Origin of the sequence: Faecalicatena contorta (assembly GCF_003149105.1) — a bacterium.
GTDB lineage: Bacteria > Bacillota > Clostridia > Lachnospirales > Lachnospiraceae > Muricomes > Muricomes contortus_C.
Genome location: NZ_QGDS01000003.1, coordinates 223,622 through 243,993, shown reverse-complemented (window position 1 = coordinate 243,993; position 20,372 = coordinate 223,622). Strand labels below are relative to the sequence as shown.

Annotated in this window: 18 protein-coding genes; 12 read left to right on the top strand and 6 right to left on the bottom strand. The window is 42.9% G+C overall.

Annotated elements, in window-relative coordinates; translation table 11 throughout:
• Nucleotides 1-54 precede the first annotated feature (54 nt).
• Complete coding sequence (locus A8805_RS06965) at nucleotides 55-1,755, top strand: methyl-accepting chemotaxis protein (RefSeq protein ID WP_109709480.1); 1,701 nt, start codon at nucleotides 55-57, stop codon at nucleotides 1,753-1,755.
• A gap of 325 nt (nucleotides 1,756-2,080) precedes the next feature.
• On the top strand, nucleotides 2,081-2,908 hold the full coding sequence (locus tag A8805_RS06960) for an Mrp/NBP35 family ATP-binding protein (RefSeq protein WP_109709479.1): 828 nt from the start codon (nucleotides 2,081-2,083) through the stop codon (nucleotides 2,906-2,908).
• 108 nt (nucleotides 2,909-3,016) lie between these two features.
• Here A8805_RS06960 and A8805_RS06955 read toward each other — a convergent pair whose 3' ends face one another.
• A complete protein-coding gene (locus A8805_RS06955; RefSeq protein ID WP_109709478.1) occupies nucleotides 3,017-3,712 on the bottom strand; it encodes a S1 RNA-binding domain-containing protein in 696 nt (231 codons plus the stop codon).
• A gap of 328 nt (nucleotides 3,713-4,040) precedes the next feature.
• On the opposite strand from A8805_RS06955, the gene A8805_RS06950 reads away from it, so the two are divergent.
• Nucleotides 4,041-5,693: a putative manganese-dependent inorganic diphosphatase gene (locus A8805_RS06950; protein ID WP_109709477.1), complete on the top strand. Its 1,653-nt coding sequence runs from the start codon at nucleotides 4,041-4,043 to the stop codon at nucleotides 5,691-5,693.
• Nucleotides 5,694-5,705: 12 nt separating this feature from the next.
• Complete coding sequence (locus tag A8805_RS06945; protein WP_109709476.1) at nucleotides 5,706-6,293, top strand: flavin reductase family protein; 588 nt, start codon at nucleotides 5,706-5,708, stop codon at nucleotides 6,291-6,293.
• 55 nt (nucleotides 6,294-6,348) lie between these two features.
• Here the strand turns inward: A8805_RS06945 and galT are convergent, their stop codons facing one another.
• Nucleotides 6,349-7,839, bottom strand: coding sequence for a UDP-glucose--hexose-1-phosphate uridylyltransferase (gene galT / locus A8805_RS06940; RefSeq protein ID WP_109709475.1), 1,491 nt, complete (start codon nucleotides 7,837-7,839; stop codon nucleotides 6,349-6,351).
• A 43-nt stretch (nucleotides 7,840-7,882) separates the two neighbouring features.
• A complete protein-coding gene (locus tag A8805_RS06935) occupies nucleotides 7,883-9,055 on the bottom strand; it encodes a galactokinase (protein ID WP_109709474.1) in 1,173 nt (390 codons plus the stop codon).
• 229 nt (nucleotides 9,056-9,284) lie between these two features.
• Between A8805_RS06935 and A8805_RS06925 the strand changes: the two genes are divergently transcribed.
• Entirely contained in the window at nucleotides 9,285-10,124 is an 840-nt protein-coding gene (locus tag A8805_RS06925; RefSeq protein WP_109709472.1) for an AraC family transcriptional regulator, read from the top strand.
• On the opposite strand, the gene A8805_RS06920 is transcribed toward A8805_RS06925, so the two are convergent.
• Nucleotides 10,090-11,469, bottom strand: coding sequence for an MATE family efflux transporter (locus A8805_RS06920; protein ID WP_109709471.1), 1,380 nt, complete (start codon nucleotides 11,467-11,469; stop codon nucleotides 10,090-10,092). The two genes, A8805_RS06925 and A8805_RS06920, sit on opposite strands and share 35 nt — an antisense overlap.
• A gap of 193 nt (nucleotides 11,470-11,662) precedes the next feature.
• Between A8805_RS06920 and A8805_RS06915 the strand changes: the two genes are divergently transcribed.
• Together A8805_RS06915 and A8805_RS06910 are read left to right on the top strand one after the other, a co-directional pair.
• A complete protein-coding gene (locus tag A8805_RS06915; RefSeq protein ID WP_109709781.1) occupies nucleotides 11,663-12,370 on the top strand; it encodes a polysaccharide deacetylase family protein in 708 nt (235 codons plus the stop codon).
• Nucleotides 12,371-12,385: 15 nt separating this feature from the next.
• Nucleotides 12,386-13,702: a replication-associated recombination protein A gene (locus A8805_RS06910; RefSeq protein WP_109709470.1), complete on the top strand. Its 1,317-nt coding sequence runs from the start codon at nucleotides 12,386-12,388 to the stop codon at nucleotides 13,700-13,702.
• Here the strand turns inward: A8805_RS06910 and A8805_RS06905 are convergent.
• Nucleotides 13,679-14,191 (bottom strand): DUF4364 family protein, encoded by a 513-nt coding sequence (locus A8805_RS06905; RefSeq protein ID WP_109709469.1) that lies wholly within the window; start codon nucleotides 14,189-14,191, stop codon nucleotides 13,679-13,681. The genes A8805_RS06910 and A8805_RS06905 overlap by 24 nt on opposite strands.
• Nucleotides 14,184-15,110, bottom strand: a complete 927-nt coding sequence (locus A8805_RS06900; RefSeq protein ID WP_109709468.1) for a TIGR01212 family radical SAM protein — start codon at nucleotides 15,108-15,110, stop codon at nucleotides 14,184-14,186. Before A8805_RS06900 ends, A8805_RS06905 begins: the two co-directional genes overlap by 8 nt.
• Nucleotides 15,111-15,406: 296 nt before the next feature.
• Between A8805_RS06900 and rho the strand changes: the two genes are divergently transcribed.
• From rho to prfA, 5 genes are all read left to right on the top strand, one after another.
• Nucleotides 15,407-16,756, top strand: a complete 1,350-nt coding sequence (gene rho, locus A8805_RS06895) for a transcription termination factor Rho (protein ID WP_109709467.1) — start codon at nucleotides 15,407-15,409, stop codon at nucleotides 16,754-16,756.
• A gap of 126 nt (nucleotides 16,757-16,882) precedes the next feature.
• Nucleotides 16,883-17,083, top strand: coding sequence for a 50S ribosomal protein L31 (rpmE, locus tag A8805_RS06890; RefSeq protein ID WP_109709466.1), 201 nt, complete (start codon nucleotides 16,883-16,885; stop codon nucleotides 17,081-17,083).
• 168 nt (nucleotides 17,084-17,251) lie between these two features.
• Nucleotides 17,252-18,175: a DUF1385 domain-containing protein gene (locus A8805_RS06885; protein WP_109709465.1), complete on the top strand. Its 924-nt coding sequence runs from the start codon at nucleotides 17,252-17,254 to the stop codon at nucleotides 18,173-18,175.
• Nucleotides 18,172-19,065: a peptide chain release factor N(5)-glutamine methyltransferase gene (prmC, locus tag A8805_RS06880; RefSeq protein ID WP_109709464.1), complete on the top strand. Its 894-nt coding sequence runs from the start codon at nucleotides 18,172-18,174 to the stop codon at nucleotides 19,063-19,065. The genes A8805_RS06885 and prmC overlap by 4 nt, the downstream gene beginning before the upstream one ends.
• A gap of 62 nt (nucleotides 19,066-19,127) precedes the next feature.
• Nucleotides 19,128-20,201, top strand: a complete 1,074-nt coding sequence (gene prfA, locus A8805_RS06875; protein ID WP_109709463.1) for a peptide chain release factor 1 — start codon at nucleotides 19,128-19,130, stop codon at nucleotides 20,199-20,201.
• Nucleotides 20,202-20,372 lie beyond the last annotated feature (171 nt).

Below are 20,372 nucleotides of genomic sequence, written 5' to 3'. Positions count from 1 at the left end.
AATATTATCAGCGGTAAAATGAGTGGTGCAAAAATTATTAGGAGGATAAATATCATGAAAAACTTAACCATCAGTAAAAAGCTCATAGTTGGATTCGGAATCGTACTGATTATGATGATTGCAATAATTGTGGTATCCCTGGCCAGTGTTAGAAGCATATCAAATGTTATAGGAACCTATACCCAATACACGTTGCCTAACAATACAAGCATATGGAGTATCCGGAGAGACACGGTATCTATTCAGCGCTATATGGCCCGCGCCCTTGCCGGAACCAACTCTGACGACACCGATGAATTGTTCAGCATGGCTCAGCGGGACAGTACATCGCTTTTGGATACATTTGATGTATACGCCGGTAATCAGAGGGATACGAGCCGCGACGCAAAAATTTCCGAACTAAGGGAATTGTTTTCAAAAGGGGACACAGCAAGGCAGGAAATCGCTGAACTGATGAAAAATCCGACCGAGAATAACATTTCGCAGGCAAAGAAAATGTTTGAGGATGAATATATTCCTACCATGGATAAAACAGCAGAGATATTGGTTGATTTCAGTGATATTGCGGAAAAGCGTGCCGTACAGCAAAACGCTGATGCGGATGCTGCAATACAATTGATTTGGATTATATTGCTTGCCTGCGGGGCCATATCAATTTTGCTGACGATTGTCGTGGTCATTGCCATCAGAAAATCCATTCTCACTCCGGTCAAAGAAATTGTAGAGGTTTACCAGGAGATTTCCAAAGGTAACAAGAAAGTCAATGTTACATATGAGAGCGATGATGAGCTGGGGCAGATGGCCGCGCTTATTCGGGCGTCCAATGAACAGGAAAGCCGTATTATTGGCGACGTAATAGATAAATTCACAAAGATATCACAGGGCAATCTGCAGATAAGCATAGACCAGGACTACCCTGGTGATTTTGTTGTCATAAAACAGACCATTGAAAATACTGCCACTGTGTTGAATCAAACGATGCATACCATCAACACCGCAGCGGAACAGGTCAGCGCCGGCGGGTCTCAAGTTTCCAGCGGAGCACAGGCTCTTGCGGCTGGTTCAACCGAACAGGCGTCTTCGGTGGAGGAATTAACGGTTTCCATTGGCAAGATAGCTGAACAGGCTGCGGAAAATTCTGTTAATGTAAATGTTGCAAATCAATATGTCGAGCAGGCCGGAGCGGGCGTTAACACCGGAAACGAGCATATGGTACAGCTTACCGAGGCCATGGCTGAAATCGGCTCTGCTTCGAATCAAATTGCCAACATCACGAAGGTCATTGAGGATATAGCCTTCCAGACCAATATTCTTGCATTGAATGCGGCCATTGAAGCCGCCCGCGCCGGAAGCACTGGGAAAGGCTTCGCCGTCGTAGCGGATGAAGTCCGCAGCCTTGCCGGAAAATCTGCTGAAGCCGCCAAGCAGACCGGGGAATTGATTCAAAATTCTGTTGCTACCGTATCAAAAGGCACACAGATAACGGCCCAAACAGCGCAAATTCTGCAGGATGTGGGGGGGAGCGCCCTTAAAGTTACTGAAAGCTTTACCAAAATTGAGCAGGCATCTGCCGAGCAGGCAAATGCAATTGAACAGATTAAGCAAGGGCTTACCCAAGTCTCCGCCGTTGTCCAGACTAATGCGGCTACTGCTGAGGAGAACTCCGCAACAAGCGAGGAAATGTCAGCACAAGCTGCCACATTGCGCGAAGAAGTAGGTAAGTTCAAGCTTAATGTGAATGGTATATGCTCCTGAAAATACTAAAGCAAAATCCCCGGAAGAGGCAATTCAAGAAATTCGGCGTTGCGCAGGGACTCAGTTTCATCCGATGATTGCTGAGGCATTTGCCGGCATGCTAGAATTGGGCAGAAGGGAATACATGAACTAAAGCAGACGGTGTTCTTAGAGAAGTAACTTCGTACACTATTCATCAGAGATCTTATTGGTGTATTTTTAGGAACAGTATGTTATACTTATTGAATGACTAATACTCAACAAGTATAATTAGAAACAATAAGCCGGTATCTAATTTAGACAAATTCCGGTCTGGTATCATGAAAGAAAGAGAAGGTAAAGTAATATGGCAGAAGAGTACAGTAATGGATGCAGCGAGGAGTCTTGTGCGGGATGTGCACAATCCGGGACATGTGGGAGCAAGAAAGATGACTTCAGAGTATCTCCAAATCCATATTCACAGGTAAAGAAGGTAATTGGTGTCATCAGCGGAAAGGGTGGTGTGGGAAAATCCCTGGTTACCGCATCGCTGGCGAGAATGATGCGGGAGAAGGGATATACGGCAGGAATTTTGGATGCTGACATTACTGGCCCTTCTATACCTAAGATGTACGGTGTTCATGAGATGGCAAAAGGCACCGAGGATGGAATATTCCCCTGTATTGCAAAGGATGAGACAAGGATTATGTCCGTGAACCTTTTACTTGAGGATGAGGATGCTCCGGTTATTTGGAGAGGACCTGTTATTGCCGGAGTCGTAACACAATTCTGGACAGACGTAATATGGGGAGATTTGGATTATCTGTTTGTCGATATGCCCCCGGGAACAGGTGATGTGCCGCTTACGGTATTCCAGTCACTTCCTGTAGATGGAGTGGTAATTGTAACCTCTCCTCAGGACTTGGTACGTATGATTGTAAAGAAAGCTTATAATATGGCAAAACAGATGAATATTCCAGTGCTGGGAGTTGTAGAAAACTACAGCTATGTGAAATGCCCTGACTGCGGAAAGGAAATTAACGTATTTGGAGAAAGCCGTATTGATGAGATTGCACAGGAATTAGGGATTCCGGTTCTGGGCAAGATGCCTATAGATCTAAAGATTGCCGAAGCTGTAGAGACAGAGAAGTTTTATGAGATTAAAAACCCCTATCTTCAAGAGATTGAACTATAGGAAATTAGGAATATAACTTTAAAAGAGATGACCCCCGCTTTCAGGAAAGAGAAAGCGGGGGTTATGTTTTTAATCTTATATAGTTTTCGTATTGCAAAAATCTGCCGTCTACAGCTTGATGTTTTTGAAGAGATCACCCAGATTGGTTCCAATGTTTTCGCTCTTTGGAATTTCAACCTTTTCTTCTGCTTCTTCCTGTGATTCCTCAAGAACTTTCATGCTCAGGCTGATTTTCCCGTCTTTGATTCCAATTACTTTTACTTTAACAGTATCGCCGACTTTCAGCACTTCACCTGGAGACTTGATGTGCTTTTTGGAAATTTGGGAAATGTGTACCAGTCCGGAAAGATTATTATCAAGGCTGATAAATGCACCATAGTTTTGCAAAGTATCTACAGTACCTTCCATAACAGCACCAACTTTGATGCTTTCTATATATTCCCTGCGTGCCTGCTGCTCCTTCTCCCTCAATACTTCACGGGCGGATAATACAAGGCGGTTATTAGCCTGGTCTACATCAATGACACGTACTTCAATATCCTTCAATAAATAAGTTTCCAAATCCTCAATATAGGAAAGAGAAAGTTTGGATGCAGGAATAAAACCGCGCAGGCCCTCTACCATAGCTATAGCGCCGCCATTTACAATCCCCTCTACCTTAACGGATAAAGTCGTTTTGTTCTCCATATAATCCAAGACTTGGTTCCATGGGTTGGCATCGTCAAAATGCTCTTCGTAATCGGCCATTGTCTCTACAGGCTCGACCGTTGTCTGTAATTCTTCAGTTTTCATTTCTTCGTTCATCATAGCACCTCAGCTTATCTTTTAATAATTCATGTAAATCATACCCTATTAAACATTAGTAGTTCAATAAGTGTACCTTCTTGAACATTAGCAGTTCAATAACTATTGATATAAGTATAGCACATGTATGACTAAAAAGACAACCGTATCGCGTCTTAAATTATACATTTCTAAATCATTCTTAATTTCAACTATAATGGAAATATAGTAATGGCATAAGATGAATTGTATGAAAAGAAAAAATTATAATCTTAAAAATTAGGTTGACGAATCCTTGGAAAAATGGCAAGCTACTTATAAAGAGTCCAGAACGAAAAGGGGATATGGGATGGATAATGGAGTAAATGCAAAAAAAATTTATGTAGTCGGCCACAAGAATCCTGACACGGATTCTATTTGTTCGGCAATTGCCTATGCAAAATTAAAAAAGAAATTAACAGGAGAGGAGTACACGCCCCGGAGAGCCGGCCAGCTCAACGAGGAAACACAGTATGTGCTGGACCGGTTTAAGGTAAAGGCACCAGCCCTCCTGTCTGATTTACGTGTACAGATAAAGGATGTAGAATTAAGGAAGGTAGAAGGGTTAAATGGCAGTGTTTCCATTAAGACTGCCTGGGCACGGATGAAAGAATTGAACATTAAGACGCTCCCTGTGACCAGAGAAGGGAAACTGGAAGGATTGATTACAATCGGTGACATTGCAACCTCCTATATGGACGTTTACGATAGTTTTATTCTGTCTGCCTCCAGAACCCAATACCGCAATATTGCCAGCACTATCGGAGGAAAAGTAGTGGTAGGAAACGGCCACAGCTTTATGGTGAAAGGAAAGGTAGCAATTGCAGCATCCAGCCGGGGACTGATGTCTGACTTTATTGAAGAGTCCGATTTGTTAATCCTGGGAAACAGAAGGGACGTGCAGCAGGATGCCATCAATTTGAATGTAAGCTGTATTGTTGTATGCCAGGGGGCTGAGATTCCGGAGGACATTATAGCACAGGCGCGGGAAAAGGAGATTGTCATTATTAGTACCCCTCATGATACATTTACTGTTGCCAGACAGATAAATCAAAGTATTCCGGTAAAACGCTTCATGACAACAGAAGGTCTTATTACTTTTGGCATGAGAGATTACGTAGATGACGTGAAAGAAGTAATGGCAAAAAGGAAGTTTCGTGATTTCCCGATTTTGGATAATAAAGGGAACTTTTTGGGGTTTATTTCCAGAAGAAGACTCTTGAACAGCAGAAGGAAGCAGGTCATTTTAGTAGACCACAATGAAAAGAGCCAGGCGGTAGATGGAATCGAGGAGGCAGATGTACTGGAAATCATTGACCATCACAGGTTGAGCAGTATTCAGACAATCGGACCGGTATTTTTCAGAAACCAGCCGGTAGGATGTACAGCTACGATTATTTATCAGATGTATCAGGAAGAGGAGGTCGAGGTGGACCCGGTTACGGCAGCACTTTTATGCTCGGCAATTATATCCGATACACTAATGTTCCGTTCTCCCACCTGCACTCCGCTGGATGAGGCATCTGCAAGGAAACTGGCAGAGATAGGAAATATCAACATAGAAGAGCTGGCTTTGGAAATGTTCAATGCAGGCAGCAATCTGAAAGGAAAGAGTGCAGAAGAGATTATTTTCCTGGATTTCAAGCAGTTTACGGTGAATGAAATTGTGATGGGAGTAGGTCAGATAAACTCTATGAGCAAAACGGAGCTTAAGGACATCAAAGCAGTGGTTCTGCCCTATATGGAAAAGGCAAGGAAGAAAAATCATTTGGATATGATATTTTTCATGCTGACAAACATTGTTACAGAATCTACTGAATTACTTTGCTGCGGCCCTGAAGCACAGAGCAAGGTCATCATGGCTTATGATTTGAGAGAGGATACAGAGGATATTCTGCTAAAAGGTGTGGTGTCAAGAAAAAAACAGCTTGTGCCTACGCTTGTGAGTACACTGCAGCAATAGGGGGTAAAGAGAATGAGCAGACAAATATGGAAACCGGGCAACATGCTGTACCCTCTGCCTGCCGTTATGGTGAGTACAGGTGATAAGGAAGGAAATAAAAATATCCTGACCGTTGCCTGGACGGGCACCATCTGCACGAATCCTGCTATGGTCTATATTTCAGTAAGGCCGCAGCGGCATTCTTATCAGATGATAAAAGATACGGAAGAGTTTGTTATCAACCTGACCACAGAAAAGCTGACGAAGGCTACGGATTATTGCGGTGTGCGGTCTGGGAGAGATGTGGACAAGTGGAAAGACACAGGGCTGACACCAGGAAAACCGGAGAGCTTGAAACATGCTCCCATTATAGAGGAGTGCCCCGTGAATATAGAGTGCCGTGTAACAGATATAAAAGAGCTGGGAAGCCATCATATGTTTCTTGCTGAAGTGAAGGCGGTGCAGGTGGATGATGCCTATATGAATAAGGCGGGCAAATTTGAATTAAATAAAACAGGCCTTCTGGCATATTCTCATGGCGAATACCTGGGGCTTGGGAAGTCTCTTGGAACGTTCGGATACAGTGTGCGTAAGAAGACAGGAAGAAAAAAGAAAAAATAAGGAAGCAGCAACAGGCAATAGATAGGGATGCCTGTTGCTGCTTCTTTTCAGGGTGTTACAATACATGGATAAATCTCTTAAACGATTCTATTCCCGCTTCTGTACACTTAAAAACTCCTGCATCTTCTAGTACCTGGCAAAAGACTTTTCCGATTTCCTGTTTCAGAATATCATCGATGTTTTCCGGGTTTACTTCGGGGTAACAAGGAAGAAAATTTTCTACCCAGTCCGCATGCTTTTCCAGTGTCTCATGGTTTCGAATTTCTTTTTTATCCAAAATATAATGCTTTAGCAGCTCCATCTCATCTTTAAGTCTTGAGGGAAGCACAGCAAGTCCCATAACCTCAATCAGCCCGATATTTTCCTTCTTAATGTGATGCAGCTTTGCATGAGGGTGATAGACTCCGAGGGGATGCTCCTCCGTTGTAATGTTATTGCGGAGTGTTAAATCCAGTTCGTATAAATCTCCGTGCATTCTGGCAATGGGAGTGATGGTGTTATGGGGCTGTCCGTTTGTTTCTGAGAAAACAAAGGCCTCTTCATCTGTGTAATCCCTCCAGACATGTAGAATATGGTCTGCCAGTTCTATAATTCTGTTCTCGTCCTCTCCCTGTAAACGGATAACAGAGAGGGGCCACTTTACAATTCCGGCAGTGATGTCCTCATAGCCATTTACTTTAAATGTGTACATAACTGGTGCCTTTGCCATAGCAAAAGTATAATTTCCACCCTGAAAGTGGTCATGGCTTAAAATAGAACCGCCTACAATGGGAAGGTCAGCATTGGAACCAAGAAAATAATGAGGGAATAGTTTGACAAAATCAAATAATTTTCGGAAGGTCTGTCTTTCTATTTTCATAGGCACATGCTCTCCGTTCAGTACAATACAGTGTTCGTTATAATACACATAGGGAGAGTACTGAAAGCCCCAGACGCTGTTATTGATGGTAATTGGTATGATGCGGTGATTCTCTCTGGCAGGGTGGTTCGTCCGGCCGGCATAACCCTCATTTTCCATGCATAGCAGACATTTTGGATAGGAGGAGGCTTTTGCATTCCGTTCGGCAGCAATTGCTTTTGGATCCTTCTCCGGCTTGGAGAGGTTGATAGTGATATCTAAAATACCGTATTTAGTACCCACAGTCCATTTCATGTCTTTACAGATACGGTACCTGCGTATATAATCACTATCCTGACTCAGCTTGTAATAATAATCTGAGGCAGCTTTGGGTGATTCTTTGTATTTGCTCCAGAATTGCTCCTGAATCTGGGTGGGCCGGGGCATCAGAGTGTTCATGAGTCTGGTGTCAAATAAATCCCGGTATACAATATTGTCTTCAATAATTCCCCTTTGGCAGGCTTCTTCCAGAAGTTCTGTCAGCACATCCTCTAATACAATGTGGGATAAATCACAGGGAATATCTTTGTATTCACTCTCTCCAAAGAGTTCCAACAGAAGATTTACTGTGTAAATTCGTTCACATTCTGGTGTCAGACCGGTATGGATTCCATATTGTACAAGCTTTTTTATTGCTTCATATAACATTGATTATGCCTCCTGAGTTTTAAATCCGTGGGGATAGGGATATTTAATTGTCCAATTTTCGGGCACCATCTCCGATTTCCACTGTATAGAAATCTGCATCATATCCAAAACATTCTTTATATCCGTTTCCAACTGTTTTCATAAACGTATCTATAGCATCATTTTTAACAATGCTGACTGTGCATCCCCCGAAACCCCCTCCTGTAATACGGGAACCTATGACACCGGGAACACTCCATGCCAGGTCCACGAGAAGATCAATTTCCTCACAAGATACTTCATAATCGTCTCTTAGGGAGACATGGGACTGGTTCATCAATTTTCCAAACCGGATGATATCTCCCGATTTCAGGGCCTTTACGGCTTCAATGGTACGCTGGTTCTCAGCAACGGCGTGTTTTGCACGTTTTGTTTTTACAGGGTCTTTAATCACATCTTTAAATTTATCAAAAATATCCATATCCAGATCACCCAGTGTATTAATATCCAGTTCTTCTTGCAATGCGGCCAGCGCATCCGCACATTCCTGACGGCGCTCATTATATTTTGAATCTACCAGGTTGTGTTTTACTTTACTGTTTGTAATGATAATCTTTGCATCATCCAGTTCAATAGGGGCATATTCAAAATTCAACGTGGCGGTATCCAGGAAGATCGCATTATCCTTTTTGCCCATAGCTACTGTAAACTGATCCATAATTCCGCAGTTGCAGCCATTAAAATTGTTTTCAGAATATTGCCCGATCAGTGCAAGGTCTGTCCTGCTGAGTTTATCAATTTCAAATAAATCCTTCAAGATAACTCCGGTCAGGACTTCCAAAGAGGCAGAGGAGGAAAGTCCAGAGCCATTGGGGATATTTCCCCAGATTACCATGTCAAATCCTGTATCCGGCAGATATCCCCTCTTGGAAAAAGCCCATACAACACCAAGGGGATAGTTGGCCCAGTCATAAACTTCCTTATTCGTCAGGTCATCAAGAGAAGCTTCTACGATTCCAAAGCTGTCCAGATTCATGGAATAAAAGTGCATGATTCTGTCCTTACGTTTTCTTGCAATTCCATAGGTGCCCAAAGTCAGCGCACAGGGAAATACATGTCCTCCGTTATAGTCCGTATGCTCCCCAATCAGATTTACGCGGCCCGGAGAAAAATAAAGTCTGGTGCCTTCTGTACTCCCGAACAATTCTTGGAATTTTGCAGTTAATTGTTCCTTCATATAAATTCCTCACTTTCGTCAGATAATTTCTATTTTGATTTTATGTTTATTCTTATTTATATTATAGGGGGAAGAGAAAAGAATGTATATAAAAATTCCGTTCAAGGACATGTAATTATGTTGCATACGAAAGGAGTGGAAAGGTATAATGAAGGTAGCTGTTCAGTACAGGTGAAAAAGAAAGAATCAGTAAATAAGAATGCTGTTTTGACATATGAAAGGAAATGTTATGAAAGAAACTTATAAATATTCTTATAAAGTAGGAGAAAGCCTTATGACTTCATTGTCAATTTACAATGTAGGTCATCAAAAGTGTGAGCCGGGATACCAGTGGGGGCCCGGAATACGGAATCACTACTGTATTCATCATATTATTTCAGGGAGCGGATATTACACAGTGAATGATAAGACATATCATCTTTTTGCCGGAGACACCTTTATACTTTACCCGGATACGGAAGTGAAATATTATGCAGATATACAGGAACCGTGGGAATATGCATGGGTGGGTTTTATGGGGGCAGATGCGGCACCAGTCATACATTCCACTGATTTTACAAAAGAGCATCCAATTATTCAAAAGGATGCTCTTCCCAGGGTTCTTTTGCAAAAGCAGCTAAACCAAATTTATGAAGTAAAGGGCAACAGCTATGAAGCAGCGGTAGCCATGACAGGGGCACTCTATACCCTTCTTTCCACATTTATGCAGTATGCCGCACATGCAGAACCGGTAAAGGACGTGCAGCTTACCTATGTGCAGAAAGCTAAAGACTATATTTCCACCAGTTACTCCTATCCCATAACAATAGAAGAAGTGGCAGCCTATGTAGGAATCAGCCGGAGCCATCTTTACCGTGCGTTTAGAACATGCCAGCAGCAATCACCCAAAGAATACCTGAGTGATTTCCGGATAAAGCAGGCCTGCCGTTTGTTGAAGGAGACCACTCTGTCGGTAGCTTCTATAGCATACTCTGTGGGTTTTGAAAATAATCTATACTTCTCTAAGGCTTTCAAGAAACAAAAAGGACAAAGCCCTACAAAATACCGTCATTCTCTTTTAAGGTCTTGATTTTCAGCCTTGTAATTCTCTTGAAAAGAAGTGATGAAAACACAACCGCTACAATCTCTGCAATGAAAATAGACCACCACACTGCGTCCAGCCCTAAAAATTTTGCAAATAAATAGGCGGCAGGCAGAATGATAAAAAGCTGTCTTATTATAGAGATAATCAGGCTGTATACTCCATTTCCAAGCGCCTGGAAGGCAGTACCTACCACGATATTGTATCCTGCAAGAACGAAACTCAGGCTGATAATTCTAAGTGCGGGGATACCGATTGCCAGCATATTTTCGGAAGCATCGAAGAATCCCAAGAACTGTATGGGAAATAGCTGAAATAGGGACAGTCCCACAAACATAATTCCCACGGCAATAAATACACTCATTTTGATAGTGTCCATAATTCTCCTTTTATTTTGTGCACCGTAATTATATGCGACAATTGGTATCATTCCATTTACCAGCCCGAATACCGGCATGAAGATAAAGCTCTGCAGCTTGAAATATACTCCAAACACAGCCGCAGCAGTGGAGGAGAATATCAAGAGTATCCGGTTCATTCCAAATACCATGACGGAACCGATGGACTGCATAACAATAGAAGGAACTCCAATTTTATAAATTTCACCAATAATCCTTCTATCAGGCCTGAAGTCTCTCATATTCAAATTCAATTCTGTATTCTTCTTACAGTTAAAATAAAGTGACATGAAAACTGCTGTAATTTGCCCAATGATGGTTGCAAGGGCAGCTCCTGCTACTTCAAGCCGCGGCATACCGAAGAGACCGAATATCAGGATGGGGTCCAGAATGATATTGATGAGGGCACCGGTTCCCTGGGTAATCATATTGTAAAATGTTTTTCCTGTAGACTGTAAAAGGCGTTCGAAAGTAATCTGCATAAAAATTCCCGCTGAGGCAACGGTAATAATCATCATGTACTCAGTTCCATAGCGGACAATAGTGGGATCATCTGTCTGAACGCTAAAAAAGTAATGAGAGCCGAGCAGTCCGATTACCGCCATGACGATACAACTAAGAATTCCAAGAAAAATACCATTTCTGGCAACCACATTTGCTTCCTTGGGCTTTTTCTCTCCAAGGCTTTTCGACAGCAGGGCGTTAATCCCCACACCAGTGCCCGCAGCGATGGCAATCATCAGATTCTGAACGGGAAAAGCAAGGGAAACTGCGGTGAGAGCCTCTTCATTAAGGCGGGCTACGAAAATACTATCTACTACATTATATAGTGCCTGCACCAGCATAGATGCAATCATGGGCAGCGACATGGTAATCAATAATTTAGGGACAGGCATTACGCCCATCTTGTTTTCAGTCTGTATTGTTTTTTCCATTTGTAAAATGTTCCTCCCTGGTTAATATATCACGCAGAGGACATTATATCATCAATAAAAAATAAGTACAATGCATATATTTATGTTGGGGAGATTATCTTTCTCCTGGGTTATACCCTGAGATACTGCTAGAGAGATATGTGAATTAAAAAAACGTTTGAAAAGGATGGTATGCTGTTTGCGTTTGAAAAGAATGATGCAGGGAGTAGGGATGGTCTATGTATTTTTATTGCTGGGGCTGGTTTGTCCGTCTCTTTTTACAGAAAATCAGATAAAAGAAAAGGAGCAGGAGGTTTCCTATCCGAATGCGTCGGCATATATGGCAGCCACTGTGGAAGAAAAGCCCAAAATAGCAATTACATTTGATGACGGACCTAACGCGGAGTGTACGCCCAAGCTTCTGGACGGCCTGCAAAAAAGAGGAGTGAAGGCAACTTTTTTTCTGATTGGGCAGAATATAGAAAAAGGAAACAACCGGGAAATCGTGAAGCGTATGTACGAGGAGGGACATCTGATTGGAAACCATACATACCACCATGTGGAAATAACAAGAGTAAGTAATGAGAAGGCATACGAAGAGCTTATGATGTGTAACGAACTTATCCAAAGCATTACCGGGCAGGAAGTAGAGTATATGAGGCCGCCCTTTGGGTTATGGCAAAAGGAACTGGAACAGAAGATTCATGTATTGCCGGTTATGTGGAATGTTGACCCTCTGGACTGGGCGACGGAAAACGTAGATGAAATTGTAAATAAGGTAGTGACGCGGACAGAAGAAAATGATATCATTTTGTTACATGATTGCTATGACAGCTCTGTAAAAGCAGCACTGCGTATTATAGACTTGCTGCAGGCGGAGGGATTTGAGTTTGTGACTGTAGATCAGATAATATTGGATTAAGGAACGGTGAAGATAATGGATTTATTTGATTATATGAGAGAAACAAATAAGGAGAAGGAGGCACCTCTTGCCTCCCGTATGCGCCCTGCTACATTGGAAGAGGTAGTAGGGCAGCAGCACATTATAGGAAAGGATAAGCTGTTGTATAGAGCGATCAAGGCGGACAAGCTGGGGTCTCTGATTTTTTATGGGCCTCCGGGGACAGGGAAAACCACACTTGCCAAAGTAATTGCCAACACAACGAGTGCACAGTTTAAGCAGATTAATGCCACCATTGCCGGGAAAAAGGATATGGAGGAAGTCATAAAAGGGGCAAAAGAGCTGCTGGGAATGTACCAGAAAAAGACGATTCTGTTTATTGATGAGATTCACAGATTTAACAAGGGGCAGCAGGATTATCTCCTTCCATATGTGGAGGATGGTACAATAACTTTGATTGGAGCCACTACAGAAAATCCCTATTTTGAAGTGAACGGTGCTTTACTGTCCCGCTCCAGTGTATTTGAGTTAAAATCACTGAGCCGGGAAGAGGTGAAAATACTTCTCAAGCGTGCCGTATATGATAAAGACAACGGGATGGGCAGTTTTAAAGCAGAGATTGACGATGATGCCCTGGAATTTCTCGCTGATGTGTCGGGAGGAGATGCCAGAAATGCCCTGAATGCAGTGGAATTGGGGATTTTGACCACCGAAAGAAGTGAGGATGGCCTGATACACCTCACACTGGAAGTGGCTTCCGAGTGTATCCAAAAGCGGGTAGTACGTTATGATAAAACTGGAGATAACCATTACGATACAATTTCAGCTTTCATAAAGAGTATGCGCGGCTCAGATCCGGATGCAGCAGTTTATTATCTGGCAAAAATGCTGTATGCAGGGGAGGATATTAAATTCATTGCCCGGCGGATTATGATTTGTGCGTCAGAGGATGTAGGAAACGCAGACCCTATGGCCCTTACGGTTGCAGTATCAGCGGCCCAGGCGGCAGAACGTATTGGCCTGCCTGAATCTCAAATTATTTTGGCCCAGGCTGTAACTTATGTGGCTTCTGCTCCTAAAAGCAATTCGGCTACAAATGCCATTTTTGCCGCCAGCGAAAGCGTGAAGCGGCAGAAGACAACGGTCCCCGCCCACCTGCAGGATGCCCACTATAAGGGCTCCGAAAAAATGGGACGCGGAACCGGCTACAAATACGCCCATGATTATCCGGGCCATTATGTAAAGCAGCAATATCTCCCGGATGAAATCAAAAACGCCAGATTCTATGAACCGGGCGTTCTGGGGTATGAAAAAACAATCAAAGAATATTTAGAGAAGCTTAGACAGGAGTAGAGCATATATCTCCTGACTCTGTCTGAACCAGCTTCCGGCTATGGTTTCGGCCTCTGTTTCTGTAGGAACGGTGATTTTTAAGTCAATCAGGCTGAAACCATTTTCCACAATCTGGCACCGGACTTCGTATTCCCGGTTTGTGTTCAGATAATAATCTGATTTTATAGCAACTTCTTCCTTCAAATCATATTGCTTTTCTTTTAGAAATTCATTGACATCGTTCTGGATAGCAGGTGAGATTTTATTTGTGAAAAATTGTATCGTCTCGGCTCCGTTTTCCGTCAAATGGTATAAGGTGCGGTTATGGGTTGTCTCAATTTTGAGCAGACCGGAGTCTACCATTTCCGACAGGGCCTCCTGTAGTTTAAAATAGGTTGTATAGCCCTTATCCAGCATAAATTCCGAAATTTGAGATGTGGTCATTGGAAAATCTACTTTATCCAGCATGTATAATACAATCAATTTGTATAGGGTAAATGTTTCAGTCATGATACTCCTTTCCCTGCCATATGTCCTGTTCTTTCAGATGGCGGTGCAGCGTGTTCAAAACGGTTCTTTTATTACTGGTCCAAAGGGGTGCGATCAGAAGCTCTTCCGGTCCGTCCCCTGTCAGACGGTGTATTGTAATCCTGGGGTTCAGCCGTGCAATACAAGTCCCCAGGAATTGGATATATTCCATCATATCCGGTACATGAAAGGGCTGCCTTGCATAGTCAGCGGCAAGATCCGTATCCCTTAAGATATGGAGGAGCTGTAATTTGATTCCCTGAATATCCATATCGTTCAGATAGTCTATTGTGTTTAGCATTTCTTCCTGGGATTCTCCCGGAAGATAAAAAATAGTATGCACAATAACTGTAATTCCAAGACCCCTTAAATCCCGGACAGCTTTCTCAAAAATAGAAAGGGTATATCCCCTGCGGATGTAGGAGGCGGCTGCCGGGTGAATCGTCTGGAGACCTAATTCTACCCACACAGGTTTTATCTGATTGATTCTGTCAAGAACCTCCAGAACATCATCCCCCAGACAGTCCGGTCTGGTGGCGATGGACAGAATTTTTACTTCCGGGTCCTGGATGGCTTCCAGATATAGTTCTTCCAGGCGGGCAGCAGGTGCGTAAGTATTGGTAAAAGCCTGAAAATACGCAATATAGGAATGTACAGGGCGTTTTTTCCTTAAATCCTGTTTCCCCCGGGTAATCTGTTCCGAAATAGAGCGGGAGGCGGAGCCGGCAAAATCACCGGAACCTTTGCTGCTGCAGAAGATGCAGCCTCCTGTCCCCACAGTACCATCCCGGTTAGGACAGGTCATGCCTCCATTTAATGTGATTTTATAAACCTTTTCTCCATAAGTATTCTTCAAATCGTAATCCAGTGAATGATAACGTTTTTCTCCCCAACGGTTCATCTATACTAGTTCCTCTATTTCCAGCTTCTTTTAAATTCAGACTTGTTACTATTATCATAACACTCCTGGAAATGCAGTGCAAGAAGGAAACAGGGGATTGGTTCGTATAAGAGTGAAAAAACACTTTTCTTTTTCCTGAAGATGATGTATAATAGCACCAGATTCAAGAGATATCTCAGGAATGTAGACAGCACTGCCTGAATTCGGACAAGTCACTTCAGACTAAAGTTCCCGCCACAATTTATCAAAAGAATAAGGAAAAAACTTATATAAGTTTAAGAAAGGAAACATATGGTATGACGAGAGAAAAATATGAATCGCTGCCACTCGCCACATTAAAAGATTTAGCGAAAGCCCGCAAAATGAAAGGTGTATCTACAATGAAGAAAGGTGAGCTGATAGATGCCATGCTTGCACAGGATGAAAAGGAAAATATGGAAGAGGCAAGAGCAGAAGCAAAAGAGGAAGTAAAAGAGGAGCTTAAGGAGAAGAAGGAAGGTACCGATATTGAGCAGCTTGACAGCGGAAACGCTGCCAATGGAATACTGGAGGTACTGCCGGACGGGTATGGTTTTATCCGCTGTGAAAACTATTTGCCGGGAGAGAATGATGTATATGTTTCACCATCCCAGATTAGAAGATTTAATCTGAAAACAGGAGACATTGTCTCTGGAAATACGAGAGTTAAAACACAATCTGAAAAATTCAGCGCATTGCTGTACGTCTCTACCATTAACGGTATGAGACCGTCAGAAGCAATGAAAAGACACAATTTTGAAGATCTGACTCCTATATTTCCGAATCAGCGCCTTCGCCTGGAGACACCGGGAAGTTCCACTGCCATGAGGATTATGGATATCCTTTCTCCTATAGGAAAAGGGCAGAGAGGTATGATTGTATCACCTCCCAAAGCAGGTAAGACAACGCTGTTAAAAGAAGTGGCTCTTTCCGTTCAGAAGCGGGAGCCAAATATGCATCTGCTGATCCTTCTGATTGATGAACGCCCGGAAGAAGTAACAGATATCAAAGAAGCGATTGCGGGACCAAACGTGGAAGTTATTTATTCCACCTTTGACGAGCTCCCGGACCATCATAAAAGAGTATCAGAAATGGTAATTGAGCGTGCGAAACGTCTGGTTGAACACGGAAGGGACGTTACCATTCTGCTGGATAGTATTACAAGACTTGCCCGTGCTTATAACCTGACTGTACCGCCGTCAGGAAGAACACTCTCCGGAGGCCTTGACCCTGCTGCTTTGCATATGCCAAAAAGATTTTTTGGTGCAGCCAGAAATATGAGAGAGGGTGGAAGTCTGACAATTCTTGCAACTGCTCTTGTAGAGACAGGCAGCAAGATGGACGATGTGGTTTATGAAGAATTCAAAGGTACCGGAAACATGGAACTGGTGCTGGATAGAAAATTGCAGGAAAAGAGAGTATTTCCGGCAATTGATATACCGAAATCAGGGACAAGAAGGGAAGACCTTTTGCTCAGCAGGGAAGAGCAGGATGCCGTCTATATCATCCGAAGGGCTATGAATGGCCTGAAAACGGAAGAAGCGGTAGACAACCTGTTGAATATGTTTTCCCAGACAAAAAGTAATGCAGAACTGGTTCAACTGGTTATTAAGAAAAAATTTATTTAGCGGACAGATTATCGTGAAAACGACTTGCAAAATGAAAAATCCTGTGATATAATGACAAAGCTGTTTAGAAAACACACTTATAAAACTGTTTTGATTGACTATATTTAAAATAGAGAGGTGAAAATCATGAGAGAAGGAATCCATCCAGAATACCATCAGGCAACAGTGGTTTGCAACTGTGGAAACACATTTGTAACAGGTTCAACTAACGAGAACATCCATGTGGAGATTTGTTCTAAATGTCATCCGTTCTATACTGGCCAGCAGAAATCTAACCAGGCTCGCGGACGTGTTGATAAGTTCAACAAGAAATATGGCATGAAATAAGAATGAATGATTGTAGGCTGAGGTGGACTATCTCAGCCTATTCTTGTGTAATAAGAAACGATGAGAAGGTCAGCAACTTCCGGGAGGAGGGACTGACCCTTTTCTGGTTACTGTTTACAGGTTACCTGTGAACGGTAACCTTTTCTGCTATAGAAAACAGGAGGGAGTATGAAGTCATCAAACATAGGCGGACAGGCAGTTCTGGAAGGCATCATGATGAAGAATGGTAATCAGTATGCTGTGGCAGTCAGGAAGCCAGATAAAGAGATAGAAATTGATATACAGGAATACCGCAGCGTGATTCCATGGAAGCCGCTGACAAAGATTCCCTTTATACGCGGTATTTTTAATTTTGTGGATTCTTTAATCCTTGGAATGAGAACACTTACGTATTCCGCAAGCTTTTTTGAAGAGGAAGAAGAAACAAAGGAAGTTCTGACAGAAGCAGATATTGCAAAGAGAGAAAAGCATGAAAAGAGGATTATGAATCTGACGGTTGCATTTTCGGTAGTTCTTGCAGTTGCTATTTTTATGGTTCTTCCTTATTTCCTGAGCAATATTTTAAAACAACATATTACTTCCAGAGGGATGCTTACAGTTGCAGAGGGGCTGATCCGTGTGATTATCTTTTTGGGGTATATTTTACTTATATCTAAGATGAAGGATATTCAGAGAACGTTCATGTACCACGGGGCTGAGCATAAATGTATCAACTGTATTGAGAATGGGCTTGAGCTGAACGTGGAAAATGTACGGAAAAGCTCCAAGCAGCATAAACGCTGCGGAACCAGTTTTCTATTCTTTGTTATGATAGTGAGCATTCTCTTTTGCTTTTTTATTACGGCGGAATCTCAGATTATGCGGGTAGCTTTACGTATTGCACTTCTTCCTCTTATTGCAGGGGTATCCTATGAGCTGATCAGGCTGGCAGGCAACAGTGATAACTATGTTGTTACCTTGCTGAGCAAGCCGGGAATGTGGATACAGAATCTGACAACAAAGGAGCCCGATGATAGTATGATTGAAGTGGCAATCCGTGCTGTAGAAGCTGTGTTTGACTGGAAGGCATATCAGAAGGAGCAGAACATATGACACTGAAAGAAGCATACCAGCAGGGCAAAGACGTTCTTGTGAAAACGGGGACCCCCGATGCAGATCTGGATGCATGGCTTCTTTTGGAGTATGTGAGTAAAATCAGCCGGGCCATGTATTATGCTATACCGGACAAACCATTGACACAGGATGAGGAAAGCCAGTACCTCCATTATATAGAAAGAAGAGCACAGCATATCCCTCTTCAGCATCTTACGGGAGTTCAGGAGTTTATGGGGCTGGAATTTCAGGTGAATGAGCATGTGCTGATTCCAAGACAAGATACAGAATTGCTGGCAGAAGAAGCTCTGAAAATCATAGGAGAAGCTGTAAAGGGAAGACCAGAAGGTACATTTGAGCCGGCTGGCGGAAGGTACCGGCTGCTGGATATGTGTACCGGCTCGGGATGTATTTTGCTGAGCATTCTGCATCATGCCGGAAAATCCGCAAAGATGAAGATAAAAGGTACCGGAGCTGATATTTCACAAAAGGCGCTGGAGACTGCACAGGCAAATGCAGATTCTCTTCATATACAGGCCGAGTTCTTATGCAGTGATTTATTTGAACAGGTAACGGGACAGTATGAAATGATTGTTTCCAATCCGCCTTATATTAGAACAGACGTGATAGAGACACTGCAGGAGGAAGTAAAGAACCATGATCCTATACTGGCTTTGGATGGGAAAGAAGATGGTCTGCATTTCTACAGAAGGATTATAGAAGCGGCAGATAAATATCTTACAAAGGGCGGCTGCCTGGTGTTTGAAATTGGAGCTGACCAGGGGGAAGCAGTAAGCTCTATGATGGGCTGTGCAGGATATCATAATGTCATTGTAAAAAAGGATTTAGCAGGTCTTGACCGGGTTGTTACTGGCGTGTATGATAGATAAGTGAACGTAATTGTTCATAGCTCTGAACAGATACAAGTGAACGTAAGAAAGGATAGAAAGAGATGTTTGATAGATTAGAGGATTTATTGATCCGCTACGAAGAAATCATGGGGGAATTACAGGAGCCGGATGTGGCCAATGACCCTGAACGTTTCCGTAAGCTGATGAAAGAACAAAGTGATTTGACTCCCATTGTGGAAGCATATAAAGAGTATAAACAGTGTAAGCAGAATATTGAAGACAGTCTCGTCATGCTGGACGAAGAGTCTGATGAAGAGATGCGCGAGATGGCGAAAGAAGAATTGAATGATTCTAAAGCCCGGGTAGAAGAACTGGAGCAGGAGTTAAAGATTCTGCTCCTGCCAAAGGACCCCAATGATGAAAAGAACGTTATTGTGGAAATCCGTGCCGGTGCCGGCGGTGATGAGGCTGCGCTGTTCGCAGCAGAAGTTTACCGTATGTATGTACACTATTCAGAGGGACGCCGCTGGAAAATTGAGATGATTTCCCTGAATGAAAATGGGATTGGCGGATTTAAAGAGTGTGTATTCATGATTACAGGACAGGGAGCATATTCCCGCCTGAAATATGAAAGCGGTGTACACCGTGTACAGCGTGTGCCGGAGACGGAGAGCGGCGGCAGAATCCATACCTCCACCATTACGGTGGCAATTATGCCGGAGGCCGAGGAAGTGGATGTTGTGATTGAGGATAAAGATGTCCGCATCGACGTTATGCGTGCCTCAGGAAACGGCGGACAATGTGTCAATACGACGGACTCAGCAGTGCGTCTGACCCATTATCCCACAGGTATTGTTATTTACAGCCAGACTGAAAAGTCACAGCTTCAAAACAAAGAAAAAGCCTTTCGTCTGCTCCGTTCTAAATTATATGATTTAGAGCTGGAAAAACAACAGGCATCGGAAGCAGAAGCAAGAAGAAGCCAGATAGGGACTGGTGACCGTTCCGAGAAAATCAGGACTTATAACTTCCCTCAGGGAAGAGTCACAGACCATAGAATTAAACTAACTCTTCATAAACTGGATACAATATTGAATGGGGATTTAGAAGAAGTTATAGATAGTCTGATTGCTGCAGACCAGAGTGCAAAACTGGCAAATATGAATGAAGGCTAAGAGATATACCGGTGGCAAGATATAGATAAATAGGGTGGTCTTAGAAAGGGTTTGGATGGATTTCCAGGCTCTTTTTGTTGCACAGGACATCCTTTCTAAAATGAGTGGAGAGAAAGGGTCATTTGCAAATATAGCAGAATTGGAGTAATATGGTACTTGGAAAATAAGTTA

Coding starts and splice junctions, on each gene's coding strand:
- prfA (WP_109709463.1), top strand. CDS start 19,128: ATGTTTGATAGATTAGAGGATTTATTGATCCGCTACGAAGAAATCATG.
- rho (WP_109709467.1), top strand. CDS start 15,407: ATGACGAGAGAAAAATATGAATCGCTGCCACTCGCCACATTAAAAGAT.
- A8805_RS06960 (WP_109709479.1), top strand. CDS start 2,081: ATGGCAGAAGAGTACAGTAATGGATGCAGCGAGGAGTCTTGTGCGGGA.
- galT (WP_109709475.1), bottom strand. CDS start 7,839: ATGTTATATGAAGCAATAAAAAAGCTTGTACAATATGGAATCCATACC.
- A8805_RS06905 (WP_109709469.1), bottom strand. CDS start 14,191: ATGACTGAAACATTTACCCTATACAAATTGATTGTATTATACATGCTG.
- A8805_RS06900 (WP_109709468.1), bottom strand. CDS start 15,110: ATGAACCGTTGGGGAGAAAAACGTTATCATTCACTGGATTACGATTTG.
- A8805_RS06885 (WP_109709465.1), top strand. CDS start 17,252: ATGAAGTCATCAAACATAGGCGGACAGGCAGTTCTGGAAGGCATCATG.
- A8805_RS06920 (WP_109709471.1), bottom strand. CDS start 11,469: ATGGAAAAAACAATACAGACTGAAAACAAGATGGGCGTAATGCCTGTC.
- A8805_RS06950 (WP_109709477.1), top strand. CDS start 4,041: ATGGATAATGGAGTAAATGCAAAAAAAATTTATGTAGTCGGCCACAAG.
- A8805_RS06935 (WP_109709474.1), bottom strand. CDS start 9,055: ATGAAGGAACAATTAACTGCAAAATTCCAAGAATTGTTCGGGAGTACA.
- A8805_RS06910 (WP_109709470.1), top strand. CDS start 12,386: ATGGATTTATTTGATTATATGAGAGAAACAAATAAGGAGAAGGAGGCA.
- A8805_RS06915 (WP_109709781.1), top strand. CDS start 11,663: ATGATGCAGGGAGTAGGGATGGTCTATGTATTTTTATTGCTGGGGCTG.
- A8805_RS06945 (WP_109709476.1), top strand. CDS start 5,706: ATGAGCAGACAAATATGGAAACCGGGCAACATGCTGTACCCTCTGCCT.
- rpmE (WP_109709466.1), top strand. CDS start 16,883: ATGAGAGAAGGAATCCATCCAGAATACCATCAGGCAACAGTGGTTTGC.
- A8805_RS06925 (WP_109709472.1), top strand. CDS start 9,285: ATGAAAGAAACTTATAAATATTCTTATAAAGTAGGAGAAAGCCTTATG.
- prmC (WP_109709464.1), top strand. CDS start 18,172: ATGACACTGAAAGAAGCATACCAGCAGGGCAAAGACGTTCTTGTGAAA.
- A8805_RS06955 (WP_109709478.1), bottom strand. CDS start 3,712: ATGAACGAAGAAATGAAAACTGAAGAATTACAGACAACGGTCGAGCCT.
- A8805_RS06965 (WP_109709480.1), top strand. CDS start 55: ATGAAAAACTTAACCATCAGTAAAAAGCTCATAGTTGGATTCGGAATC.